General features: G+C 44.3%; 24 protein-coding genes, 1 tRNA gene and 1 pseudogene. 8 read left to right on the top strand and 18 right to left on the bottom strand.

Going from position 1 to position 23,052, the window contains the following annotated elements; genetic code table 11:
• The 14 genes and pseudogenes from L5M17_RS20660 to L5M17_RS20595 all read right to left on the bottom strand — a co-directional run.
• Positions 1-879, bottom strand: a pseudogene (locus tag L5M17_RS20660) (flagellin); the annotation flags it as partial.
• A 192-nt stretch (positions 880-1,071) separates the two neighbouring features.
• Positions 1,072-2,280 (bottom strand): flagellar hook-associated protein FlgL, encoded by a 1,209-nt coding sequence (gene flgL / locus L5M17_RS20655; protein ID WP_263148987.1) that lies wholly within the window; start codon positions 2,278-2,280, stop codon positions 1,072-1,074.
• Positions 2,281-2,291: 11 nt separating this feature from the next.
• A complete protein-coding gene (gene flgK, locus L5M17_RS20650) occupies positions 2,292-4,211 on the bottom strand; it encodes a flagellar hook-associated protein FlgK (RefSeq protein WP_263148986.1) in 1,920 nt (639 codons plus the stop codon).
• A gap of 40 nt (positions 4,212-4,251) precedes the next feature.
• Positions 4,252-5,394 carry a flagellar assembly peptidoglycan hydrolase FlgJ gene (gene flgJ / locus L5M17_RS20645; RefSeq protein WP_263148985.1) on the bottom strand — a complete coding sequence of 381 codons (1,143 nt, stop codon included), beginning with the start codon at positions 5,392-5,394 and terminating at the stop codon, positions 4,252-4,254.
• A 17-nt stretch (positions 5,395-5,411) separates the two neighbouring features.
• Positions 5,412-6,503, bottom strand: coding sequence for a flagellar basal body P-ring protein FlgI (locus L5M17_RS20640; protein ID WP_028761203.1), 1,092 nt, complete (start codon positions 6,501-6,503; stop codon positions 5,412-5,414).
• Positions 6,504-6,514: 11 nt separating this feature from the next.
• Entirely contained in the window at positions 6,515-7,189 is a 675-nt protein-coding gene (gene flgH / locus L5M17_RS20635; protein WP_028761204.1) for a flagellar basal body L-ring protein FlgH, read from the bottom strand.
• An 11-nt stretch (positions 7,190-7,200) separates the two neighbouring features.
• Positions 7,201-7,989: a flagellar basal-body rod protein FlgG gene (gene flgG / locus L5M17_RS20630; RefSeq protein ID WP_028761205.1), complete on the bottom strand. Its 789-nt coding sequence runs from the start codon at positions 7,987-7,989 to the stop codon at positions 7,201-7,203.
• A gap of 10 nt (positions 7,990-7,999) precedes the next feature.
• The gene (gene flgF, locus L5M17_RS20625; RefSeq protein WP_105251930.1) at positions 8,000-8,743 is read right to left on the bottom strand and encodes a flagellar basal-body rod protein FlgF; all 744 of its coding nucleotides are present in this window, start codon (positions 8,741-8,743) and stop codon (positions 8,000-8,002) included.
• Positions 8,744-8,915: 172 nt separating this feature from the next.
• A complete protein-coding gene (flgE, locus tag L5M17_RS20620; RefSeq protein WP_263148984.1) occupies positions 8,916-10,277 on the bottom strand; it encodes a flagellar hook protein FlgE in 1,362 nt (453 codons plus the stop codon).
• An 82-nt stretch (positions 10,278-10,359) separates the two neighbouring features.
• On the bottom strand, positions 10,360-11,130 hold the full coding sequence (gene flgD, locus L5M17_RS20615) for a flagellar hook assembly protein FlgD (protein WP_168824475.1): 771 nt from the start codon (positions 11,128-11,130) through the stop codon (positions 10,360-10,362).
• A 24-nt stretch (positions 11,131-11,154) separates the two neighbouring features.
• Positions 11,155-11,571 (bottom strand): flagellar basal body rod protein FlgC, encoded by a 417-nt coding sequence (gene flgC, locus L5M17_RS20610; RefSeq protein ID WP_006085646.1) that lies wholly within the window; start codon positions 11,569-11,571, stop codon positions 11,155-11,157.
• 2 nt (positions 11,572-11,573) lie between these two features.
• Positions 11,574-11,975, bottom strand: coding sequence for a flagellar basal body rod protein FlgB (gene flgB / locus L5M17_RS20605; protein ID WP_028761209.1), 402 nt, complete (start codon positions 11,973-11,975; stop codon positions 11,574-11,576).
• Positions 11,976-12,118: 143 nt separating this feature from the next.
• A complete protein-coding gene (locus L5M17_RS20600; RefSeq protein ID WP_168824478.1) occupies positions 12,119-12,958 on the bottom strand; it encodes a CheR family methyltransferase in 840 nt (279 codons plus the stop codon).
• A gap of 100 nt (positions 12,959-13,058) precedes the next feature.
• Positions 13,059-13,979, bottom strand: coding sequence for a chemotaxis protein CheV (locus tag L5M17_RS20595; RefSeq protein ID WP_028761211.1), 921 nt, complete (start codon positions 13,977-13,979; stop codon positions 13,059-13,061).
• 205 nt (positions 13,980-14,184) lie between these two features.
• On the opposite strand from L5M17_RS20595, the gene flgA reads away from it, so the two are divergent.
• From flgA to L5M17_RS20580, 3 genes are all read left to right on the top strand, one after another.
• A complete protein-coding gene (gene flgA, locus L5M17_RS20590) occupies positions 14,185-14,892 on the top strand; it encodes a flagellar basal body P-ring formation chaperone FlgA (protein WP_028761212.1) in 708 nt (235 codons plus the stop codon).
• A 75-nt stretch (positions 14,893-14,967) separates the two neighbouring features.
• On the top strand, positions 14,968-15,291 hold the full coding sequence (flgM, locus tag L5M17_RS20585; protein WP_107948432.1) for a flagellar biosynthesis anti-sigma factor FlgM: 324 nt from the start codon (positions 14,968-14,970) through the stop codon (positions 15,289-15,291).
• 2 nt (positions 15,292-15,293) lie between these two features.
• Positions 15,294-15,719: a flagella synthesis protein FlgN gene (locus L5M17_RS20580; protein WP_028761214.1), complete on the top strand. Its 426-nt coding sequence runs from the start codon at positions 15,294-15,296 to the stop codon at positions 15,717-15,719.
• Between the two features lie 127 nt (positions 15,720-15,846).
• Here the strand turns inward: L5M17_RS20580 and L5M17_RS20575 are convergent, their stop codons facing one another.
• Together L5M17_RS20575 and L5M17_RS20570 are read right to left on the bottom strand one after the other, a co-directional pair.
• Complete coding sequence (locus L5M17_RS20575; protein WP_113939453.1) at positions 15,847-16,299, bottom strand: LPP20 family lipoprotein; 453 nt, start codon at positions 16,297-16,299, stop codon at positions 15,847-15,849.
• A complete protein-coding gene (locus L5M17_RS20570) occupies positions 16,296-16,928 on the bottom strand; it encodes a FlgO family outer membrane protein (protein ID WP_263148989.1) in 633 nt (210 codons plus the stop codon). Before L5M17_RS20570 ends, L5M17_RS20575 begins: the two co-directional genes overlap by 4 nt.
• Before the next feature lie 280 nt (positions 16,929-17,208).
• Here L5M17_RS20570 and L5M17_RS20565 point away from each other — a divergent pair, with 280 nt between their 5' ends.
• The 4 genes from L5M17_RS20565 to L5M17_RS20550 all read left to right on the top strand — a co-directional run bounded on the left by L5M17_RS20565 (position 17,209) and on the right by L5M17_RS20550 (position 20,097).
• Complete coding sequence (locus L5M17_RS20565; RefSeq protein ID WP_113939452.1) at positions 17,209-18,375, top strand: flagellar assembly protein FlgT; 1,167 nt, start codon at positions 17,209-17,211, stop codon at positions 18,373-18,375.
• Positions 18,376-18,430: 55 nt separating this feature from the next.
• Positions 18,431-18,506: transfer RNA gene (locus L5M17_RS20560), tRNA-Arg, on the top strand.
• Positions 18,507-18,757: 251 nt separating this feature from the next.
• Positions 18,758-19,237 (top strand): DUF2947 domain-containing protein, encoded by a 480-nt coding sequence (locus tag L5M17_RS20555; RefSeq protein WP_113939450.1) that lies wholly within the window; start codon positions 18,758-18,760, stop codon positions 19,235-19,237.
• Positions 19,238-19,536: 299 nt separating this feature from the next.
• Positions 19,537-20,097 carry a chalcone isomerase family protein gene (locus L5M17_RS20550; RefSeq protein WP_105251908.1) on the top strand — a complete coding sequence of 187 codons (561 nt, stop codon included), beginning with the start codon at positions 19,537-19,539 and terminating at the stop codon, positions 20,095-20,097.
• A 12-nt stretch (positions 20,098-20,109) separates the two neighbouring features.
• On the opposite strand, the gene L5M17_RS20545 is transcribed toward L5M17_RS20550, so the two are convergent.
• Positions 20,110-21,054: an autotransporter outer membrane beta-barrel domain-containing protein gene (locus tag L5M17_RS20545; RefSeq protein ID WP_263148983.1), complete on the bottom strand. Its 945-nt coding sequence runs from the start codon at positions 21,052-21,054 to the stop codon at positions 20,110-20,112.
• 120 nt (positions 21,055-21,174) lie between these two features.
• Positions 21,175-21,804, bottom strand: a complete 630-nt coding sequence (locus tag L5M17_RS20540; RefSeq protein WP_131523683.1) for a TetR/AcrR family transcriptional regulator — start codon at positions 21,802-21,804, stop codon at positions 21,175-21,177.
• Between the two features lie 139 nt (positions 21,805-21,943).
• On the opposite strand from L5M17_RS20540, the gene L5M17_RS20535 reads away from it, so the two are divergent.
• Positions 21,944-23,050, top strand: a complete 1,107-nt coding sequence (locus tag L5M17_RS20535) for an efflux RND transporter periplasmic adaptor subunit (protein WP_263148982.1) — start codon at positions 21,944-21,946, stop codon at positions 23,048-23,050.
• Positions 23,051-23,052 lie beyond the last annotated feature (2 nt).

The following is a 23,052-nucleotide window of genomic DNA, read 5'->3' as shown; positions in this document are numbered from 1 at the left end:
GACACCTGTTTCTTTATCGTGGCTAACATCGTATCCCGCTTTACCTAAGTCAGTCGCGAGTTGCGCTGAATCACCTTTGTATGTCGCTAAATTGTAACTATCTTTTGTTGTGCCATCTTTAGCAACAACAGAGAAAGTACCGACATCCGAGGCGCTTAAGCTAGACAGGGTTGTCGTAACTGAGGCTTCAGCCTTAACGCCTGCACCTGCTTTATTAATGTTATCAGCGACTTTGGCAGCATTGTCACCGCTGGTAATTGCCACAGCCTTACCATTAACAGCAAAAGCTGTATCATCGGCTGTACCTTGCGATAAAGCGCCCGCGGTTTCTACACCAAATTTAGTGCCTTTTCCTGAAACGCTGTGATTACCAATCTTATTCGCCGCAGTGCTAGACAACGATACTGAAATCGTTTCATTAGCATTGGAGCCCACTTGGAATTTTTGCGTACCATACGTACCATCAAGTAATTTCTGACCACCAAAAGAAGTGGTATCTGAAATACGAGTTAATTCAGTTTGCAATGCAGAAAGTTCTTTTTGCATTGATTCTCGATCACTCGTTGAATTCGAGCCATTAGCCGATTGCAGTGACAAATCTCGCATACGTTGCAAAATGTTAGTCGATTCTTGCATTGCACCTTCGGCAGTTTGCGCAATAGAAATACCATCGTTAGCGTTGCGCATTGCAACATCGAGCCCATTAATCTGACTCGTCATACGGTTTGAAATCTGTAGACCTGCGGCATCATCCTTAGCGCTGTTAATCCGTAATCCTGACGATAAGCGTTCCATAGACGTTTGCAGATTACCATTGGCTCCGCCAAGATTTTTTTGCGCCTTCATTGATGTGACGTTCGTGTTTACTGAAATAGCCATGTTACATTCCTCTTCTAAGTTGGGTGCCAAGACGTGGAAGCCTGGCTAAATCTTGTTGCCATCAATTGCTGCAACTTTACTTAACGTGCTTAACTCTATTTGCTTAATTTAATTACTTAACCTTTAGACCTTGATGCCTTCATCATTGAAAACCGTCTTGTTTTAGCGCTTTCGGTTCAGAAGGCATTCGATCTAGATGTAATCAAACAGCGATACGGAACCCACTTTACTAAACACACTGGATACGGCATTGAGGGCGAGTTGTTGCTTCTCAAATTCAGTTATCGCAGTGGCATAATCAAGATCTTCCAATTTGGATAATGCCGAGGTGTTAATCAATTTCTCATCAGTGTGCTTATCAGTATATTTTTCCAGTATCTTTAAACTGTTACCTGCTAAGCCTTGCTGCTGACTCATTTGTTTGACACCACCCCCAACGTTATTCAATAACTGTGCCAACTCAGACTGCCCGGATGGCGTCTGCACTTGGTCAGCATTTTCAAAAAGAGCAATCGCCTTATTTAAGGTATTGAAAATGCTAACCTCTGGTTCTTGGTGAAGGGTAAAGCTGTCACCTATCTTCGGCTCGCCGGCAATTTTTAGTTCAACACCGTCAAAAGTGATTGGCACTGCGGGATCGAACGCCGCTGCGGGGGAGATGATATTGGCGGGAATCGCGTTGTCGGTGACTTCGACATTAATGCCACCAGCACCATCATCTAGAAATGAAACAGTGTAATCAGAGAGAGAAGGTGTCGCGTTAGCTAGCTTAGCGCTAGATACACTAAAATCACCTTGTTGGGACGGCAAATAATTGACGCTATAATCGCCCATTGCATTGGGTGACTTCATAAAAGCGGTATCTCCAGCCACATTAGTATTAAGCTGAATACCTGTAGCAATCATGCTATTACGAACGCCTGAGTCGCCTGAGTAAATAATTTGACCATTGTTATCGAATTCGAACGGTTGCGTGTCCGTTTTATTACCTGCAAAGAGATAATTTCCCGATTCATCTTTGGTATTCGCAATCGTCAGTAATTGATCCAGACTTTTACGCAGATCATCGGCAATTGTTTGCCGCTCTGCCGCTGTCATACTGCCATTAGAACCCCGTAACATCATGTCCTTCATACTCGACACTAGTTTATCTGCTTGGCCAAGTTGACTTTCGGTCTGTTGTAAGTGATTCGTTGCATAATCAATGTTCTTAATAAACTGATCGACGAGTGCATTTTTCTGATTCAGATTATCGATACCCTGTGACGCCACAGGATCATCACCAGCAGTATTGACTTTCTTACCACTGCTCAATTGGTCAAGAATTTTGCTGGTCGCCGTTTGCTTTTGCAGCACACTGGTAATGCTTTGATTAAAAATCTGCGCGGATGATAATCGCATAGTTAAATCTCCTAACGCACTGAGGATAATAAGGTGTCAAAAATCTGCTGTGCGGTCGTCATGATCCGCGCAGAGGCTTGATAAGCTTGTTGAAAACGCATTAAATTTGCGGCTTCTTCATCTAAGTTCACGCCCGACTCACTCTCTACTCGCGCATAAGCTTGCTGATATACAGCCTCAGCCGAACCTGTACGCACTTCGGCCGCTTTCGTTTTACTGCCAATGTCGAGCTTAGTATTCTCGAACACATCCGCTAAGGTCGACTTGCCACTATTCATCACCTTACTTTCGCTCAATTTAGCCATAGCGACAGCATTGGAGTTATCGCCTTCCGCGAAGGATAAATCGAAGGTAAATCTGTCATTACCCGCTGCAGCTGTACTATCTACTTCGAAGGTAAAACCAAAGGCGCTGATACTCGGTGGGGTATAAGTTGTAGCAGCACCAAGTGATGTTCCTGCGGCATCAAATGCTTCATAGGTGGGTGGCACGACTGTGGTGTCGAGCTTTATTGTCAATTCACTGCCCGTCACAGGGAAATTTGCGGCATTGCGATTACCAATTTGAGTCAACTTAAGTTGGGTATTGCCCGAGTTAGCGGCATCTGCAGTAATCTTTGGGGATGCGGCGGCAATGCCTTTAGGGTCTTTCATAACAACTTCAATGCCATTTGAGGCGCCCGCGGTCGGGCGAATGGCAAAACGATCCCCCGACGCCATCGCGCCTGCTTTTATGTCAATTGAAAATCCAAAAGTCGAGCCTGATAAAGTCAGCGGTGTTATCACCCCCGTTTCCGTATCTCTCAACTCATAAGAAGCTGGCGCAGTACTGACACATGACAGCTCGTAGGCACCGCCAGTTAATAAATTGGTGTCATCGATTGTGACGCCTAACGTTGCATTGCCCGTATTACCAGAAAAACCTGCTACACGACCCAAGGACATCATAGGATCGTTGGTATCTTTGAAGATATTGGCGCCGACTTGACCATTGAGGTCAATGCCTTGCGCTTGCATTTTGTTAAAGTTATCAGCCACGCCCAAAGCTAATTGGTCAAGCTCATGACCCGCGGGGATTAACGTCTGGTCACGAAAGTCAAACATAGCTCCTAGCTGACCGCCAAGTTTACTTGGGTCAACTGTGACGCTTTGCGAACCAATACTTGAATTAAGCTGTAACTCTTTGGGAAATGGGTTACCCGCTTGAGTGCCCATACTCATGGCAATCTCACCGGAAACTAGCATCACAGAGCCACCGAGCATAATACTCTTAGCGCCATTTTCTTGCGGGATAACATTCACTTGGGCGTACTGACTTAACTCTTGAACGAGTGCATCTTGCTTATCGAGTAACTGCGCATCTTGATTCGGTGACTTCATCAGCTCTAGGTTTAAGTTGGCAAGTTCTGTACTGATCTCATTAATACGCTTGGTCATGCCGGTTATCTGGTCATTGGTTTGATCGAGCTGACCATTCAAATAAGACTGCATCTGATTCAGGCTACTGGCGACTTGCTGCGCATTCGTTAAGGTCGAGCTGCGGATGCCCAGGTCTGTGGGTAAGTCCGCCACGCTATTCATACCTGAAAACAGGTCATTTAAGCTTTGTGGCACAACGTTGCCTATCTTAGAAAATAGCTGATCGAGTTCACTCAATTTACCGTAGCTGGCTTCGGCGGCACTGAGCGTTGTTTGGCCAATGCGCAACTCTCTTGCGGCATAGTCATTGTAGATTCGCTTAACGTCATTAACGTAAGTTCCTGTGCCATAAAAGCTACTACCAAAACGCTGTGATTCTAGAGTCGACTGAGTTGCCACTTGTCTGTGGTAACCCGCGGTATTGGCGTTAGCAATGTTATTACTGGTGACACCCAGTTGCGACTGGGAGGCAAGCACCCCAGTTCGCGCAATATTCAGCAGATCAACGGCCATTAGTTGACACTCCTATGAACAAACAGGGTTGTAAGGTTCATCATTTGTCTTCTCCTGGCAGAATTGATTTCAGCTCTTCACTGATGGACTGCATCACTTTAATGACTTTTTCAGCATATCTTGGATCTGTGGCATAACCCGCATCCTGCAAAGCTCGAATAAACTGAGTTGGCGAAGCCGCCACTTTCTTCGCATCTTGATAACGATCGCCTTCGGCAATGAAGGACACAAAATCGTTGAAGCTATGTTCAAAGTCACTGTAAACACGGAAGTCGGCTTTTTGCTGCACAGCCACACCGTGTTCGAATTCTAAGGTGCTGACGTTCGCTTTATCGCCTTGCCAACGACGATCAGCTTTAATATTGAATAGGTTATGACTTGGCGCGCCGTTATTACCGCGAACAATTTTTTGTCCCCAGCCGGTTTCAAGTGCCGATTGCGCCAACAATACTTCTGGTTGGGTACCTAATGCTTTTGCCGCTTTTTCAGCGTGTGGGTATAAGGTCGCCAAAAACTCTTCGCGACTACCGAAGCGGACTATCTTCTGGGTTTCCCTAAAAGCTGCCGTCGGCAAAACTTGGCCGCTTATCACAGGGTCGACGACAGAAAGTGACTGTTCGCTCCAGCTTGGCTTAGGTGTATCGATAGCCAGTGAACGATTAGGCGCATCAATGTCCATTGATGAATTTGCATCTTCAGCTCTATCCGGTTCAAATACAGGCCGAGCGATAGCAGCCGGCACACCATGATTTACAACTGTGGGTTCAACCACAGGAGCGGCTGAACTCTGCATAGGCACATTAAGCGCTTTATCGTCGTGGAGCATTTTCATTCCACCATCGTCACGCAATACCGATGCAGGCGTGAAATGACTTGTTTCGGGAGAGAGTTGCTGCACCATCATATCGGCAAGGCCCAATACACCTTTGTCAGATAAATCGACCGATAACTGCTGATCGCGCATCTGCTCGTAAAACTGAGTGTATTGGCTATTGAGTGGACTATCAGACTGAAAAACCGCATTGGCATCGCGCATACTTTTCATCAGCATTTGCACGAAAATACCTTCAAATTGTTGGGCAACCTTTTTCAAGGCGCCCTTCTCATCTTTCTGAGCCTGGGCGCGGAGTGAATCTAGCCCGCCCAGGTCAAGAAAATGTGATGAACTTGAAAGCTTTTCCATGATTTTCCCGACAGAAATTAGATGATGATAAGTTCACCATGCAAAGCTCCTGCCACTTTCAATGCTTCAAGTATTGCTAACACATCTGAAGGGGCTGCACCGACTAAGTTAACCGCTCTAACCAGCTCATCCAGCGTAGTGCCTGGATTAAACATAAACATACGGCGGTCACTTTCTGTCGCTGTAATCGTACTATTACTCGTGACGGTTGTTTGACCATTTGCCAACGCGTTAGGCTGCGAAACCTGTGTCGCCTCCGCAATCGTGACAGTCATGCCGCCATGGGTAATCGCCGCAGGGAGTAAGCGTACGTTTTGCCCAACCACTATGGTTCCAGTACGTGAATTAACGATCACTTTGGCAGATTCCTCTGCGGGAACAACATCGAGGTTTTCAAGCGTTGCTAAAAAGGAGACCCGTTGTGATACATCACGTGGAGCCGTTACCTGAACAGACGTCGCATCTAAAGGACGCGCCATATCTGGACCTAATAGATCATTGATCGCATCGGCCATGCGCTGCGCAGTAGAGAAATCCGAACGACGTAGGTTAAACGTCAAATAATCGCCAGTTGAAAATGGGGTTGCAACACTACGCTCAACAATCGCGCCATTCGGTATACGACCTACAGTTGGCGTATTTTGAATCACCTTTGAACCATCTAAACCATCGGCACTAAAACCACTCACCACTAAACTACCTTGGGCGATCGCATACACATTACCGTCTACCCCTTTCAAAAAGGTCTGTAATAAGGTGCCACCGCGTAAGCTTTTGGCTTCGCCTAAGCTAGATACCGTCACGTCAAGATCTTGACCAGGTTTGATAAAGGCAGGCATATCCGCGTGTACGGCTACCACTGCAACGTTTTTAATTTTCGGTTTGACGTTGTCAGGAAGATTAATCCCAAAGTTTTTGAGCATAGTCATAAAGGTCTGCTCGGTATAACTGGTTTTTTCCCCCGTTCCCGGTAAACCGACCACTAAGCCATAACCAATCAACTGGTTACTACGCACACCTTGCACATTGGCAATATCTTTAATTCGTTCAGCCTGACTAGGTAGAGAAAACACTAGCATGGCAACGGCTAACACCAGTTTATATTTCATGATACGACTCCTTAGAAGGGCCACCAGTCGCTCATAAAGAACTGGCTTAACCAGCCCACTTTTTGAGCATCTGCGAAAGTGCCTGTGCCACTGTATTGGATACGGGCATTAGCCATTCGCGTTGAATCGACAGTGTTATCGGGTTTAATGTCCTGCGAGCGAACGAGACCAGTGACACGAATAAACTCATCACCATTATTGATTGAAATCCATTTTTCACCACGGATCACTAAGCTGCCGTTGTTCAGCACTTGCATCACGTTTGCCGAGATACTGCCATCTAGACTATTGCTCTGATCCGCATCCGATTCACGCTTAGTGTTCATGCTATCTTTGTAACGCAAATCAATTGGCACTCCGCCAATGGACACATTACTACCACCAGCAAAGATGGGATCTAAGCTCATGTCTGAGCCTTTTTTGATCTGATTGCCTGCACTCTTCTTCGCCTGAGTCGATTCCTTCAATACGATAGTGATAATGTCACCGACTTTATGGGCGCGTATATCCGAATACAAGCTAGATGCTTGGCTGTCTTGATAAATAGAGCCAGTTGCGGCAATTTTTGTCGGCGGCGCCTCTGGGTATACCGGCGCGTAAAAGGGATCATCCGCAAGGGGTTTCTTTTGCGTCGAGCTACAGGCTGCAAGCAATAACGCGACGGCCAACACAAGATATCTAGCCATGATGTTTGCCTCTATAAATTCTGAGTCACATAAGACAGCATCTGATCTACCGCTGAAATCACTTTGGAGTTCATCTCGTAAATGCGCTGACTTTCGATAAGGTTCACCAGTTCCTCGGTCACGTTCACGTTAGAGGTTTCTAAGGCGCCTTGACGAATAGCACCCATACCATCTAACGAAGCGGTACCTTGAATTGGCGTGCCGCTCGCACCAGTTTCCGTATATAAGTTTTGTCCCATAGGATCTAGACCCGATGGATTAATAAAATCCGTCATAGTCAACTGACCCACGACTTGGTTCTCAGCGGTACCCGGCGTTTTTACTGAAACTTCACCCTCCGCTGAAACGGTAATACTGGTCGCATTATCAGGAATAGTGATCGCGGGTTGTAGCAAATAGCCAGAACCTGGCGTCACAATCTGACCCGTATCGTCTAAGGTAAACTGACCATTTCGAGTATAAGCAGTGGTTCCATCAGGGAGCTGGATTTCAAAAAATCCAGGACCTTCAATCATGAGATCCAGTGAGTTATCCGTCGTCAGCATGTTACCCTGAGTAAACATTTTTTGAGTGGCGACGACTTTCGTACCCGCACCTATGTTTAATCCATTGGGTAACTTAGTGTTAGAAGCACTAACACCACCCGCTTGATTAACTGTTTGATAGAGTAAATCTTCAAATACTGCGCGGCTTTTTTTGTAGCCCACAGTGCTAGCGTTCGCTACGTTGTTTGAAATCACTGAAATATCAGTTTGCTGTGCGTCTAAGCCAGTTTTACTAATCCATAACGCCGGATGCATAATCTATCTCCTAACTAATACGCATTAATGAAGATGAAGCACGATCATTCTCTTCCGCGGTTTTCATCATCTTGACTTGCAATTCAAACTGGCGCTGAAGATCAATCAAAGACACCATTTCATCAACAGGGTTAACGTTACTGCCCTCTACGGCACCACTTTCAACTGCGACGAAAGGGTCAGCTGGTGCTGGTTCGCCTGACATTTGTCGAAATAATCCATCTTCACCACGCATCATCTGCGCATTGCCGGGATTAACTAACTTCAATCTAGCCACTTCTTCTATCACTTCAGCAGTCGCCCCCTGAGGGCGAACAGACACTATGCCATCCTGTGAAATTGACACTTTATCAATAGGTAATGGCAGCACTATCGGGCCAGCGTCCCCCATCACGGGATTGCCTCTGTCGTTATACAACATGCCCGTCGCATCGAAACTGAGACTACCTGAGCGGGTATAAGCTTCGCTGCCATCTTTGGCCTGAACGGCAAACCAGCCATCGCCTTTAATGGCCACATCGAGATCCCGTCCAGTGGTTTTTATCGGACCAGAGCGAAAATTAGCTGACGGAGATTCTGTCATCGCAAACACCCTTGAAGGCAACCCTTCACCGAAGGCTTGCATCGATCTGGCCTGCGCCATATCTGATTTAAAACCATCGGTATTAGCATTGGCTAAGTTGTTTGCACGGAGTGCCAGCTCATTCATATTTTGCTTAGCGCCACTCATGGCGACATAAAGGAATTTGTCCACAGACTGCTCCGTCAAATTTTCTACATGACGATATCAAAGCAAGCATCGTGCCAATAAAAATTGATTTTAATTTGCTGATAGAATTGAAAAATATGAAACTGAAGTGATTTAACGGCAGGATAAAGGCTAAGTGTTGCCACTGGCGGCAACACTTAGTCAAACAATGTAATGATTAGCGGATTTGTAATACAGTTTGTTGCAGCGTGTTGTTCACTTCAAGGGTACGAGAGTTCGCTTGGAAGTTACGCTGCGCCGAAATTAAATCAACCAGTTCAGTCGTCAAATCAATATTCGATTGCTCTAACGCCGATGAACTGAGACTACCAAAAGTTCCACTATTGGGCTCACCCGCTAACGCAGGACCTGAAGCTAAACTGGCTTTCCACGACGTATTCCCCACTTGCGTTAAACCTTGTTCGTTAGCAAAACGAACTAAAGCAACCCGTGCTAAAGCAACGGTCGAACCATTAGAATAGCTTGCTGTAATTAAGCCATCAGCGCCAATTTCAACGTTAGTTAAACGACCAACCGTCGTACCATCTTGTTTCAATTCAGTCGCCGCAAAAGGATCTGCATATTGCGTTGGCGCATTAAACTTCACTGTTAATGCTTGAGTGCCATCCGCTCCAGCGCCTAATATACCAACTGGCTTATTACCAAGTGGCGCCGTGGTAATAACTGCAGGATTACTGTCAATATATGCCCCAACTTCGTTAAACTTCAGCACCGCTCCCGTCCAGCCACCAGCATTTTGAGCCGTCCCCGTTGAATCCGGGTTGCCATCGCCCGTGGTATCAGTTGGATAAGTGACGGCTGGACCATTTAAATTTATAGGTTTATTATCAATAGCATAATAAGCCACCCAATTGCTCTCACCATTATATGCACCATCTTTAGGCTTCACAAAGTACGTCGTCATGATGTGCCCCTCACCAAGTGAGTCATAAATTGTCATTGAAGTGACATTGTTATAAGTTTTTGGATCGGCGGGATCAAATAAAGCAGGATCCAGAGCTTCTGCTTTAGCATTCAAGTTCATTTGTAAAGTAACATTCTCAGTCTTTACTGGACTACCGGCAGTGTCCGGAATTTTTACAGGCTGAGCCGTGGTTAAACTCACAGATGTTGAGTTGCCGTCTTTATCCACAGGGAAAGTCTGTAAATAATTACCAGCCGAATCCACCATGTAATTATTAGAATCTACTTTAAAAGCGCCTGCACGGGTGAATGCGTGATCTAATGTTCCTAATTCAGAGGACGTTACAAAGAAACCACCACCTTTGATTGCCAAGTCGAGGGAGTTATTCGTCAGTTGTAAGCTGCCTTGATGGAATTGCTGTGCCACTTGACTCGTTGCAACACCACCACCGACAGCAGTTTTAGCATTTGAAAAAATAGAATTAGCGTACACATCCGCAAATTCAGCACGGGACTCTTTAAAGCCAATGGTGTTCGCATTAGCAATGTTATTCGCCGTTGTGTTTAAATCTTTCTGCGCAGCAGAAATGCCACTCAATGCAATGTTAAACGACATAATTCACCTCTACACTTGACTCAATTCATTTATGAGCGACTTACGCCCAATTCGGATGCTGCAAAAATTCTTTTATACAAGCTTAGGTTTCAGACACAGCTAACACATCGGTTAACTTGATGCCCATACCGCCTCTCAAGTTAAGAATGGCGCCAGTACTGGCCGTACCGAGAGAAACGCTGGTCACATGAGCATAGGTCGAGACTGGCAATTCTTGGGATTTCCCATCCACTAAACCACTCGCCTTGATCGTATAGTTACCTGCGGTTACAGGGTTTCCATCTTTATCGAGGCCATCCCAGTTAACATCGACATTGCCCCCCTTACTGCCATCAACTTTAAAGGTGGTCACAACTTGGCCTTTCTCATCCTCAACACGTACAGTAACTTCAGGAATTTTAGCTGGCGTGCTAATCACACCTTTTATTGTTGGGCTTTCAGCTGAAATGTTACCTGTATCAGTTGGGATCAATACCTTGCGACCAACAAGTCCTGATGCCTGTAATGCTTGGCTTGATGTCATAACACCGTTTAAATTAACGATTTCCTTATTCAACTTAGTAATACCATCAACCGTCGAGAATGATGCCATCTGCGCAATCATTTGGTCGTTGTCGACGGGCTTAAAGGGATCTTGCATCGATAACTGTTGGCTTAATAACGAGAAAAAGTCATCTTGAGTTAACTGCTGGCTTTTTGCTTCCGGTACTATTGAATCTTTTGGCAAACGTATGCCATCAAGAAACGGATTACCCGTTGAGCTGGTTGATGAATTCGTCGTAACGGCATTTGGCTGACTCTTATTTTGAGCCGTCTGCGCCGACGCTTGGTTAATTTGATTAATGAGGCTCACAGCTTACCTCCTAAGTAACACATGTTATTTACCCATCCCAAGTGTTTGTTGCAGCATAGACTTAGCTGCTTCAGCGACTTGAACATTCATTTGATATGAGCGCGAAGCAGAAATCATATCTGCCATTTCTTCCATGACATTAACATTCGGTTTATAAATAAAGCCGTCCGCATCCGCCATAGGATGATCGGGCGAGTATTCTTTCAGTAGTGGTTTATCACTTTCTACAATGCCTTTTACTGCAACGCCTTGAGAAGCTTGTTGCTGACTTTGGGCTTTAGCCATTTCGGCTTCAAAAATGGGATGACGGGAACGATAGGTCTTATCTACACTACTCGAGACGGAATCCGCGTTGGCTATGTTGCTCGCGGTGGTGTTTAGCCTGACCGATTGAGCAGACATTCCCGAGCCAGCAACATCAAATATGCTAAATAAACTCATGATTAATCCCCTCTCAACGCTTTCTTCATGCCACTAAACTTACTGTCTAAAAAACCTAGTGACATTTGATATTCAAGTGCATTTTGCATGAATGCCGATTGTTCCTGTTGGATATCAACAGTATTACCATCACCGGTATCGGGTTGATTTGGCACACGGAACTTAACAAATTGCCCAGTCAACTCCGCAAGCCCAAAATGCTTATCTGGCTCTTGCATTTCAAGACTATTTCGCTGCTGTTGGCCTCGAGCGGCCTGCATTGCCGCAGAAAAATCAACATCGCGGGCTTTGTAATGTGGCGTATCTGCGTTAGCGATATTGCTTGAAATAACTTCAGCCCGCTGCGCTCTAATACCGAGAGTGTATTGATGCACACCCAGTGCATTATCAAAATTGATCGCCATAAAATTGCCTCCTCGTGTTCTCACGAAAATAAAGCAATTCATGTGCCAACATCAGGAAAATTTTGAGAATAACAACAAGGATGAGCAAGTGATGGGTAAAAAATTACCGACAATTGTCGGTAATTTTCTTTAGAGCGGCTGAGTTAAGTCTTTTTCTGGTAATAAATGCCAGGGTTACAACGAACCATATCAAACTCGTCCGTTAAACCAGCGATAGATTCTGATGCACCGAGAAATAAAATCCCTTTGGGATTGAGAGCGGCAGCGAATTGCCGCAAAATTTTTGCCTTTGCCTCTGGTGCAAAATAAATCAGCACATTGCGGCAAAAGATAATGTCGAACTTGCCAAGCAGACTATAACTCTCAAGCAAATTATGCGCTCTAAAGTTCACCAACCGCTTCACATTATCCTTTAACTTCATATTACCTGAAGGTAATGCATCAAAAAACTGACGCTTACGTTCTTCAGATAAACCACGCGCTAATGCCAAACTATCGTACTCGGCATTTTTGCAGCGTTCCAACATGGAAGGAGATAAATCCGTTGCTTGAATCGAAGCACTACCAGCCAAGGCACCAGGCTTCTTCTGTTGATACTCAAGAATAGTCATAGCCAATGAGTATGGCTCTTGGCCTGACGAGCAAGCCGCAGACCAAATTTTAAGCGGACGCCCCAGACGACTGTATTCTGGTAGTAGGACATTATTCAACAACTCAAATGGATAACGATCACGGAACCAAAGGGTTTCATTGGTCGTCATAGCATCGATCACTTCAGCTCTGAGCGCACGCTCAGTAGGCTTCATCGAATGCTTAACCACATCAGATAAGGATGGCAGGTTATATTTGCCCATCAAAGGAGCAAGACGACTGCGCACAAGATATTGCTTATTTTCACCCAGTACGATGCCGCTGTGTTGCTCTAAGAACAACCTAAATTGATTATATTCAGCCTCAGCGAGTGATTTATTTGGCACATTCACATCCTAAATCCTATAGCAAGCACCAAAATCAGTGCGAAACCATCATGTTATAAAGTCGAGATTATAGCGTAAAGCGTATCTAGGTACTAACCGACAGCAATTACAAACTTAAATGCTTATTCACAGCAGCGGCCAGTTCGTCAGGATTAAACTTAGCGATAAAGTCATTGGCCCCCACTTTTTGAACCATTGCCTGATTGAATACACCACTTAACGAAGTATGCAGTACCACTTTAATATGCTTAAGCTTAGGATCATCTCGGATTTCAGCTGTCAGGGTGTAGCCATCCATTTCAGGCATCTCAATATCAGAGATGATGAGGGGGATCTCATCGGCCACATTATCCATCTCTTTGGCGATCTCTTTAAGCTTGTCTAATGCTTCGCGACCATCTTTTGCGGTATCAATTTGTAAATTCAATGACTCGAGTGAACGAATAATTTGTTTACGCGCCACGGCAGAATCATCAATAACCATAATATGGTAATGCTGAGTTCTGTCGAGGGTCAGTTTTTCATTGGCTTCTTCACTGATAGCCGTTTTAACTGGTGAAATCTCATCTAAGATTTTTTCCACATCGAGAATTTCAACTAATTCACCTTCAATTTCAGTCACAGCTGTCAGATAAGAATAACGGCCAGCACCTTGCGGCGGAGGCATAATCGCTTCCCAATTCATGTTGATGATCCGCTCAACAGAACTGACCAAGAAGCCTTGAACACTGCGGTTATATTCAGAAATAATGATGAAACAGTTTTCAGTGCTCGCTAAAGGTTTTCCCCCTGTTGCCGCACTCAAATCAATCACTGAAATGGTTGTTCCACGAATATGAGCAACACCCTTCACATAAGGATTAAGTTTAGGCAAAGTGGTCAGTGGTGGACACTGCAGTACTTCTTTCACCTTAAACACGTTAATCCCAAACCGTTGACGACCGTTTAATTTAAAAAGCAGTAATTCTAAACGGTTTTGTCCAACGAGCTGGGTTCGTTTGTTGACTGAATCAAGAATACTCGACATAACTCTGCCTTGTTGTTCTGTTTATGTTCGGCCCTATAACTCAGTTGAGTATAGGCATATTAATTGCTTACGTCTTATCTATCGATAAACATAGTCGAAACTGAGTCAATCTTCTGACAGTGATGCAAATTATTATTACAGTGGTCAGCTTCGAACTTAATAAAAGTATAGGTGCATTCTGGCGTTACAAGCTAGTCTCTTCATTATGAAAGTAAATTTAGTCTGTTTTTTTAGTCTTTTCACCCTCTTCATGCCCGCTTTTGCGAGTGCAGAGCCTATTGTCCCCACCGTATCGGCAATCTCAGAATTAGCTAAAGCGCTTATTTCAGAAAAAATATCCGTTCCAGAAAATGCCAAAGTAAATATTTCGCCACAGATGGTTGACGCAAGAATGCTGCCGTCACAATGTTCGTCTCCAATGAAAGTTGAACTGGCTAGCGATAGGGAAATTAGCCGTAATAACACCTTAAAAGTCAGCTGCGATACACAAGACTTAGCTTACCCTTGGCAAATCTATATCTCGGTTCGGGTGGATATCTTATTCCCCGTTGTTGTCTCAACCGAAATCTTAGCACCAGGCGAACTCATCTCTCCTAGTCAAGTAGAAGTCCGTTACATTGAACAAAATAGCTTGAGAGGTGCCGAATTCGATGACCCGAGTAAATTGGCTGGCGTGCGAGTAAAACGACGAGTAGCAAAAGATAATCCCATATTAAGCAACAACTTATGCTTCGTTTGTAAAAATGATTCGGTATCTATCTACGTTCGTTCTGGCTCATTCGAGCTCAAAACAGTAGGCGAAGCCCTACAAGATGGCAATAAAGGTGATCGGATCAGAGTCAAAAATAGCAGTTCAAACAAAGAACTAGATGCTATAGTCACAGGCATTGGCGAAGTTGAAGTAAGAATGTAAAATAATCTAAAGCTTTTTTGTAAGCTGCCGATACCCCAGTTAAGAAATCCCGTACACACGACGCTGGAGCCTAAAATGGCAATTGATATTAGCAAACTCAACACTGCAACGACTGCGCAAGTTCGTTCAGGCGCAACGAAAACGAGCAGCGATCAATCTGCTCAAGTTGCTACAAAATCGACAACACCACAGAGAAGCGACTCAGTGGTCATTACGGCCCAGGCACAACAACTTCAAGGAGCTCAGACTAAAATGGCTAGCCTTCCTGAAGTTGATCAAAAGAAAGTAGCAGAAATCAAACAAGCTATTGCCGAAGGTCGCTATAAAATTGACCCTGAAAAGTTGGCTGCCAATATTGCAAGTTTTGAAGCCGAACTTAATGACTTAAATAAAGAGTAACTATGACTGAAATAGCTAAACTGGTAGATCTACAACACGCCCATTTGGCTGTTCTTAAGCAAATCATACTCAAGGAAAAAGGCGCTTTGGTTGACCAAAACGCCGATTTACTGCTTTCCCTTGCTAACGAAAAATCGCAATGTCTGAAAGAACTAAAGAATAATGATGATATTCTGGCAAAACACAGTGATAAATCGCTACTCACTCAGCAAGTCGAACTCGTGCATAAAATGGCTGAGATCAAAGACGCATTGACTGAATGCAAAGAATTAAACGAACAAAATGCCAGTTTAATTGAGATGAATTTAGCGAGTTTAAATCGCTTTGCTCAAGCTTTACAAGCCAGCAGAAACGCCTCCAGCCTCACCTATAACGATAAAGGCAAGACCTCGACTATCTCAAGCTTAGGCAATGATTTAAAGGCCTAACAAGCGCATCACTCCCACTTAGCATTCCCTTTTCTAAGCTCTGATTAGATATTAATGTCTTGTACAAAAAGAAAAGCCGCGTAAATACGCGGCTCAATACATGCTGTTGAACATACTCTCAAAAACGCTAGAAATACGTCACTTCCTTCACTCGTTGTGGACGGCTCTGTTGTTGATAAAGCGCCCAAACCTGTGAAAAATCAAGTTCTAACTCAGTGACATAATGCTCGCCTGCGGGATAACTCTTAACGACTCGTGCGCCGCGGATCACGCCAGAAACTGACGCTTTGACATTATCGTCCGTCAACATCCAATCACTGACACTGCTGTTTGCCGTTATTTTCTGCCCATAAACTTGTTCCGCTAATTCACGATAAGCCACAATTTTTGATGCCTGCATAGCCATCAACACTCTTTGTGATTGCTCTTTAGCCGGTTGAGTCGCTAAGGGCGCATATCCTATAGCCGTTAACTTAGGAAAACTCGGTGGCGGCACATCTTCCCATTGCACATATCTATCTTTAGCAGCGCAGCCAGTTAGCATTAGCCCCGTGATAAGTAATAAAAAGTAGTGTTTCATTTTCCATCTCCTAAGACACGCACTTCATTCATGCCTGGACTCGCCTGACGATATAAGATGCCATTTTGTGACACAATTTGCTCCGAAGGCTGCATGTAGTTTGCCAACTCTTTTTGAGTCACAAAAGTTTGAGATGCCGATACCACGCGATTGTTACTAATGTTCACAATCCGAGTATTGATCGCCATACCATTGGTTACTACGCTCATAGTCGAAACGACAAGATGCTCAACAGGAAGATCTTTCGACAATTTTTGCCAATCTCGCGTCAAAATAAAATCCCCGTCAGATGTGACTCTCAAGCCATCAGCTAAGTTTAAATCCACCACATTAAACTGAAAGCTATGGAGCGACGTCATTAATCCTTGCTGTAACTGTTGCGCTAACGCATTAGTGCCATTCAAATCGCCCACTAATACTGGTGTTGCAACTACGATAGGTTGATCAGAACGCAAAGCATCATTTTGCTTAACAAGCTCAGTCACTACTCGCTGTGCTAAATGGTTAATCACTGCCGTTGGCGGCAACCCATTGCCATCCACTAAACTCGGTTTGGGCGGCGTAACCGGTTTAGCTACACATCCACCTAACATTATCAATGTTAAGGGAATAATCACACGCTTTAGCATTGGATTTACCTCATCTATGGGTGCATTGGCAGTCAAGTGACTCACTTTCTAAGCTTCAAATTTTTAATGAGTAACAAAAACCAGCAATCTTTGGACCAATATTAACCTCAGTCCGACAATATTCTTCTATTACGCAGTATATCGACTGTAACAATGGAAACTTTATCAAAAGTTCTCATACTCAGGCACGAAATTTGCTTTATTGACATATTAGATTAAGAGTCAGAAAACTGGCTCGATTGGTAATATCGCCATTAGCTTAGCGATAAGGATTGAATTGATGCACATACCAGGTTCAGCTTCGCTCATCATTTTGAGCCTTTTACTACTTTCTTTGCCCACCAGAGCCGAATGGATAGAAGCCAGCGGAGAAGCAACTATTATCAATGGTAATACAGCTCAAGCAAGGGAAGAAGCAATTAATCAAGCAGTTAGCTATGCGACATTAAGCACAGGTATTCAAATCTCCAGTGAGCAACAAACCTCTAATGGTAACCTCACACAAAATAACTTTGCGATAAATCGCAACGCCCAAGCCATAAACATTCAACTCGTTAGTGAACAAATTCAGGGAAATAAAATATATGTATCCCTACGCCTCGATCTAAATGATGATCCAACACAACAGTGTCCTAATGGCCAATTAAAGGCCGCTATTTTAATACCTCAAACACAAATAAAAGATCGTTCTCAGCTTAGATATGGACAACTTTCAGGCTTTGAAGAGGTCATTTCAGAGGCGTTAGGGAACACTATAGAAGATTACTCTTCAACTGGCTTTAGTCACATCCATGCTAACGAGCGACTCGATATTGAACAAGACCTAGTGGATATTCGCGGTTATCGACTCCCAAGCTGGCTCAGTGAAATTACCGACAGCCAATATATTCTTCAACCGCAGATCATTGATATATCGATAGAGCCTGTACAACCCACCTTCTTAGGATTTTGGGATGAAGCTCCGCTAAGGCAATTTCAATTCAAACTCAGCCTCTATCATGGAATCAGTGGCGAAGAGGTCTGGAGCAAAAGCTACAGCACATCGGCCCCATGGGAATTTGAAGAACAGGCTATCATTGCTCCCAACAGTAATAGATTCTGGCGTTCCTCCTATGGAAAAAGTATTACTCAATTAATATTGCAGGCTACCCGAGATTTAGACAGCACACTTAATTGCAGGCCATTACTTGGCCAAGTCGTTAGCCGACAAGCAGACAGGATTATATTAAATCTAGGCCGTAAACATGGCATTCGTGTCGGTGATAAATTCCAAGTAGTATTACAACAAAACTTACCCGATAGACTCAATGAAATGCGCGCCGTCGCGACCAAAAGTCGTGCAACGGTAAAAATTGAGCAAGTAAGCGAAGAAAGCTCCACCGCAGTACTTGTAGACCAAAATGCCGCCTACAATGTACAGATAAACGACATAGCGCTTAAGATTTAAGCAACTAAATCATAAGCCTTTTAATCAAAGATAAAACCAGTATAATCACTGTCGTCTCTTCATAGCTCAACAGGATAGAGCAGCCGCCTCCTAAGCGGCCGATCGGGGTTCGAGTCCCTGTGGAGAGACCAGATAGTGCTTGTGTGATTTCAACTTCACTTGAAGATTTTTCTGATAAGAATAATTTTCAGAAACACAATTTAAAACTTCCTCAGTCTATATCCCTTAAAAAAAACAGCTCTCTTAATCGTTACTATAAAATCCAATACTAGGATATAGCCACATTGCGCCATTTCCCTAATCTTGACTAAATCAGTATAATCTGCGGCATTGAGATTTGCTGAGCCCGACACGTTATCAGGCTCAACCAAGGAGAGCATGCTTGGCCAACACTTATATACCGCTAGATCAATACCGCCGTAAGTGGATTTTCAACCACAAAGACTTGCCTGTCACCGACGAGGACAAGGCGCATATCCTGCCGTTAACAGATAAAAGTGCGATGGAAATCTGGAATCAATGGATCAGCAACAAGAGTAGTCGTGCGGAGCAATTTACTAAGGGAGATTGGGCGGCGAAGGCTGATGCTTGGGTGGAAACAGATCATTGGCAGAGCGCTTGGGATAGTGAAGATAGCAGTTTACCCACCATGTTAGCTGAGTTTATACAATGGCCCGATGAGACGCCGGTGTATTTTTGCTATGAAAAATATCAGATTATTGAAACTCGTTGGGATGTGTTCGTCCGCAATTGGAAGTGTTTTCTTTTCTTTGACGACGGTCCCATTTTGATCTCGCCAAAACAGAAACAAGCGGTGATGTTCGAACAGAGTGGTCAATACAAGCTAGGCACTCGCGGATAATTTATACAGGGCGCTTAACGCTGATAATTTCCCATCGATAGCTTTACGCCAACACTTTTACGCAATAGTTTAGCGCGAGGAGTCATCTTGTTGGTATGCTCATATTTAATGATGAGTATGCCATAATAGCCATTTTCGAATGATGCGTAAGCACAATTAGCCTATCACTCCCCTCTTCTTTAGATTAACATCCGTTTTCGGTGCCGAGTATTTGAGAAGTTGGGGTCAACTTTTTGCTGTAAATACTCATAAAAATCTGCTTAAAACCCAATAATTAAAATAGAAAATTGAGGTGTATTATGAAGTTACTCTCCACTCTTACCCTAGCAAGCGCGCTGTTATTACCCCACACATTAATGGCCAAAGAAGTCTCAGGAGTGCAAGTCGCCGAGACAGTGACATTAGATAGCCAAACATTACAGCTCAATGGCGCGGGCGTTCGCAGTAAGTTCTTTATGGATTTATATGTAGGCAGTTTGTATTTGCCAGCAGCATTAAGTAGCACTGCAGCGGTTATTGATGCACCAGTTGCAGCGATACGCCTTAACATTACCTCAGGCATGATCACCTCAGAAAAAATGCGCGATGCGATCACTGAAGGTTTTGAGCAAGCGACGGCAGAAAACACCGCTGATATTCAACCGCAAATAGATACCTTTATGGCACTGTTTAAGGAAGAAATTAAAGAAGGTGACCAATTTACCTTAGTCGCCAATAAAGCCCGCGGCGTGACGGCCTATAAAAATGGTCAGGAACAAGCCACCATCGAAGGTGAAATGTTCCGTCAAGCACTGTTAAAAATTTGGCTAGGTGATAAGCCTGCCCAGAAAAGCCTCAAAGAGGCCATGCTGGGCAAATAACTGACATTAACGTTAGAATTTGAATTCGATATCCAAGGCCGCTGCGCCTTGGTTATCCATTTCAAGCGCGGCTTGATTTGTCACTTCTAACTCACCATCAAAGTAATAACCAGCATAGAGGTTTACGGTTAAAGCAGGCGTTGCCCGCCAACCACCACGCAGATAGCTCACCCATTCGTTCGTTTCTACAGCAATATCATCATCCTCAATAAGGAATCGCTCAGTACGACGTGAACTCCCCAAACCAATATTCCAATCAGGATTGAATTGATAACTGAGCTCTAGTCCTGCTGGACCACTAAAACCGGCTTGGAATGGGTTAGCCAGTGCCCAATGTTCATCTATCTGCCAACGCATGGCAAGATAAGGCACAGTGCGAACCTCATCGATATCATTAAGATACGCGACTCCAAAGCCAATCATGTTTCCCGAATCAAATGCATACATGGCCGATGCCACAATATCGTAACTCTGAGCTTGGCTAGCCGATGCAGTATCGGCGTAGGCATATTGGATCTGCGGCGCTAAAAAGAAGGCCCAATGTTTATCCATGCGATAATTTAACGACACTCCGGCACGATAACGATTAATATGATCCCAATTCTGTCCGTCGGTGCCAAACAGCGGTGCGACATTGTTTGCGCCAGTAAGCGTGATGTTCCGCCAGTCATAATCAAGTCGGTCATAGCCCACACGAAAGCCTAGCGACCATTGCTTATCCAGCGATACATTCATCCCAGCATTCAGTAATAAGCTGTCCCTTTGTAGCTCAGTATTGCCATTAGCTACCTCGGCGCTTTGGGTGCTGATCTGTGTGACACTTAATCTAAAAGGTTTGTATTCCTGCGAAGGTTTATCCGCTGCAATAGCGGCACAGCTCATTAACGGTAACAATAACAAACTGCCTTTCAGCAACCGCTGTTTTACGCTTAATGGTGCGAGTTCTCGATTAGCCACGCTAGCTCCTTGCATTTAAAATAATGGATAAATTTTTGTGCATAATACGCGCTATTGAATAAAAAGGTTCACACTTTCAAAATGAAGATACAAACTAATACCTTTGAAACAAACAAGCCTTTACTCTACCCGATGCGCCCTCAAAAACATGTCAGCACAACCCAATATATAATGATTCCTGTCGTCAAAAAGCTCATCGGCCGCTAACCCCAATTCTAATTTAAGTTTTAGCTCACCAAACAGCATTAAACATAAACGCACTGCACTATGGTGAGCATTACCAAATCGATATTGCCCTAACGCCTCTACAGCGACTAAATAATCCGCCAATAAGCCCACTATGTGTTTAGGGCCTGCATCAAAGAACAATCGCGACACCTCAGGATGACTTTCGGATTGCGCCACACAGGCTTTGAATACGGTAATAGCTTCAGGACTGACGATCATCTCCCCAAATTGCAAGGCAAATTGGGTTAATGCCGATTCCGGCTTAGTGGGATCACTTAACAAATCATCATTAAGATTATGGCCAACACACTTAGATTCAATTGCCGCAACAAATAATTCATCTTTGCTGCCGTAATGGGAATATACGGTTTGTTTCGACACGCCCGCAAGCTTTGCAACCTCATCCATACTGGTATGAGGGAAACCTTGACGACAAAACAAATCAATAGCAGCTACAAGGACTTGCTGACGTTTTTGTTCACTACGGCTCAAAGGTAATTGCGTCTCAGAGGAATGCGTCATATCAACTCTCGAATAGATAGACATAATTAATTGGCATTAGTTAAGCACAAAATAGACTAGACAGTCTAGTTTCGTGCAACTAGACTAGCAAGTCTAGTTACATAGTATTAACGTTTAACTTACAGCGGAAGCCTTTAAAATGGATCGAACAGCCCGACTTTCTTGGCGCACTCTTAGCATCTGCGTGTTTGCTTTAGCCACATTATCCGCCTGTCAAAAGGAAGTCACCGAACACGCTACGACAGCCACGCTACCCACAGTCACAAGCCAAGCGTTGATCCAAACCCCTAGTTATGAACACTTTCAGACCTTCACTGGCACCATCCGTGCTGGTAACACCACAGGTGTAGGCTTTGAACTAGCGGGGAAGTTGAACAATTTACAGGTCGATTCTGGGAGTAAAGTTAAGCAAGGACAAATACTTGCAGTTCTCGATACCCGGCTACTCGAAGCCGAGCGTCAAGAGATCCAAGCAAGTCTGGCACAAACCCAAGCCGATGTTGATCTGGCCACCAGCACTCTAAAACGTAATCAAGAATTGAAAAAATCGGGCTATGTCTCTGAACAGCTATTAGATGAAAATCGCTCACAATTAAATAGCTTAGCCGCAGCGAAAAACCGTCTACTCGCCTCGCAGCATGCCAATCAACTTAAGCTCGATAAATCCATCTTAGTGGCTCCCTTCGAAGGAACCATAAGCCAAAGGCTACATAATCTTGGCGAAGTGATTGCCGCAGGCAGTCCTATCTTCACCTTAGTGGGTAACATCAATCCTGAAGCTTATATTGGTGTTCCTGTTGCGCTAGCAGAACAATTTCACACCAAAGAGCAAGTGCAAGTTAGTGTACGAGATCAAACCTTTACTGCTGAAATCGCCGGTATTAGCGCTGAAGTCAATCCCATCAGTCGTACCCTACAACTGAGAATAAGCCTGCCCCAAGATGCACATGTAATCAATGGCGAAATTGCGTATCTGCATCAACAACAGCAAATCCCGCAACCGGGCTATTGGGTACCCATTTCCGCACTGACGGATGGTATTCGTGGATTATGGAATCTCTATGTCATCGCAAACTATGAACAGCAATCCATCATAGAGCGCCGCGATGTGGAAATCCTCTACACCACCCAAGACATGGCCTACATTCAAGGCGCGATTCAGCCTAATGAAATCTATGTCAGCCAAGGGCTGCATAAGCTGGTCGTAGGCCAAACTGTATCTCACATTGCTGCAGCCACGAGGTAATT

It is taken from the genome of Shewanella sp. SW24 (assembly GCF_025653395.1).
Classification (GTDB): Bacteria; Pseudomonadota; Gammaproteobacteria; order Enterobacterales; family Shewanellaceae; genus Shewanella; species Shewanella oncorhynchi.
The sequence above is the reverse complement of the archived record's forward strand: the minus strand, read 5'-3'. Positions and strand labels throughout refer to the sequence as shown.

Coding starts and splice junctions, on each gene's coding strand:
- flgA (WP_028761212.1), top strand. CDS start 14,185: ATGAAAGTAAATTTAGTCTGTTTTTTTAGTCTTTTCACCCTCTTCATG.
- L5M17_RS20595 (WP_028761211.1), bottom strand. CDS start 13,979: ATGTCGAGTATTCTTGATTCAGTCAACAAACGAACCCAGCTCGTTGGA.
- flgH (WP_028761204.1), bottom strand. CDS start 7,189: ATGGCTAGATATCTTGTGTTGGCCGTCGCGTTATTGCTTGCAGCCTGT.
- L5M17_RS20565 (WP_113939452.1), top strand. CDS start 17,209: ATGCACATACCAGGTTCAGCTTCGCTCATCATTTTGAGCCTTTTACTA.
- flgG (WP_028761205.1), bottom strand. CDS start 7,989: ATGCATCCGGCGTTATGGATTAGTAAAACTGGCTTAGACGCACAGCAA.
- L5M17_RS20580 (WP_028761214.1), top strand. CDS start 15,294: ATGACTGAAATAGCTAAACTGGTAGATCTACAACACGCCCATTTGGCT.
- flgC (WP_006085646.1), bottom strand. CDS start 11,571: ATGAGTTTATTTAGCATATTTGATGTTGCTGGCTCGGGAATGTCTGCT.
- L5M17_RS20540 (WP_131523683.1), bottom strand. CDS start 21,804: ATGACGCATTCCTCTGAGACGCAATTACCTTTGAGCCGTAGTGAACAA.
- L5M17_RS20575 (WP_113939453.1), bottom strand. CDS start 16,299: ATGAAACACTACTTTTTATTACTTATCACGGGGCTAATGCTAACTGGC.
- L5M17_RS20640 (WP_028761203.1), bottom strand. CDS start 6,503: ATGAAATATAAACTGGTGTTAGCCGTTGCCATGCTAGTGTTTTCTCTA.
- flgE (WP_263148984.1), bottom strand. CDS start 10,277: ATGTCGTTTAACATTGCATTGAGTGGCATTTCTGCTGCGCAGAAAGAT.
- L5M17_RS20535 (WP_263148982.1), top strand. CDS start 21,944: ATGGATCGAACAGCCCGACTTTCTTGGCGCACTCTTAGCATCTGCGTG.
- flgL (WP_263148987.1), bottom strand. CDS start 2,280: ATGCGATTATCATCCGCGCAGATTTTTAATCAAAGCATTACCAGTGTG.
- flgM (WP_107948432.1), top strand. CDS start 14,968: ATGGCAATTGATATTAGCAAACTCAACACTGCAACGACTGCGCAAGTT.
- flgK (WP_263148986.1), bottom strand. CDS start 4,211: ATGGCCGTTGATCTGCTGAATATTGCGCGAACTGGGGTGCTTGCCTCC.
- L5M17_RS20550 (WP_105251908.1), top strand. CDS start 19,537: ATGAAGTTACTCTCCACTCTTACCCTAGCAAGCGCGCTGTTATTACCC.
- L5M17_RS20570 (WP_263148989.1), bottom strand. CDS start 16,928: ATGCTAAAGCGTGTGATTATTCCCTTAACATTGATAATGTTAGGTGGA.
- flgJ (WP_263148985.1), bottom strand. CDS start 5,394: ATGGAAAAGCTTTCAAGTTCATCACATTTTCTTGACCTGGGCGGGCTA.
- flgB (WP_028761209.1), bottom strand. CDS start 11,975: ATGGCGATCAATTTTGATAATGCACTGGGTGTGCATCAATACACTCTC.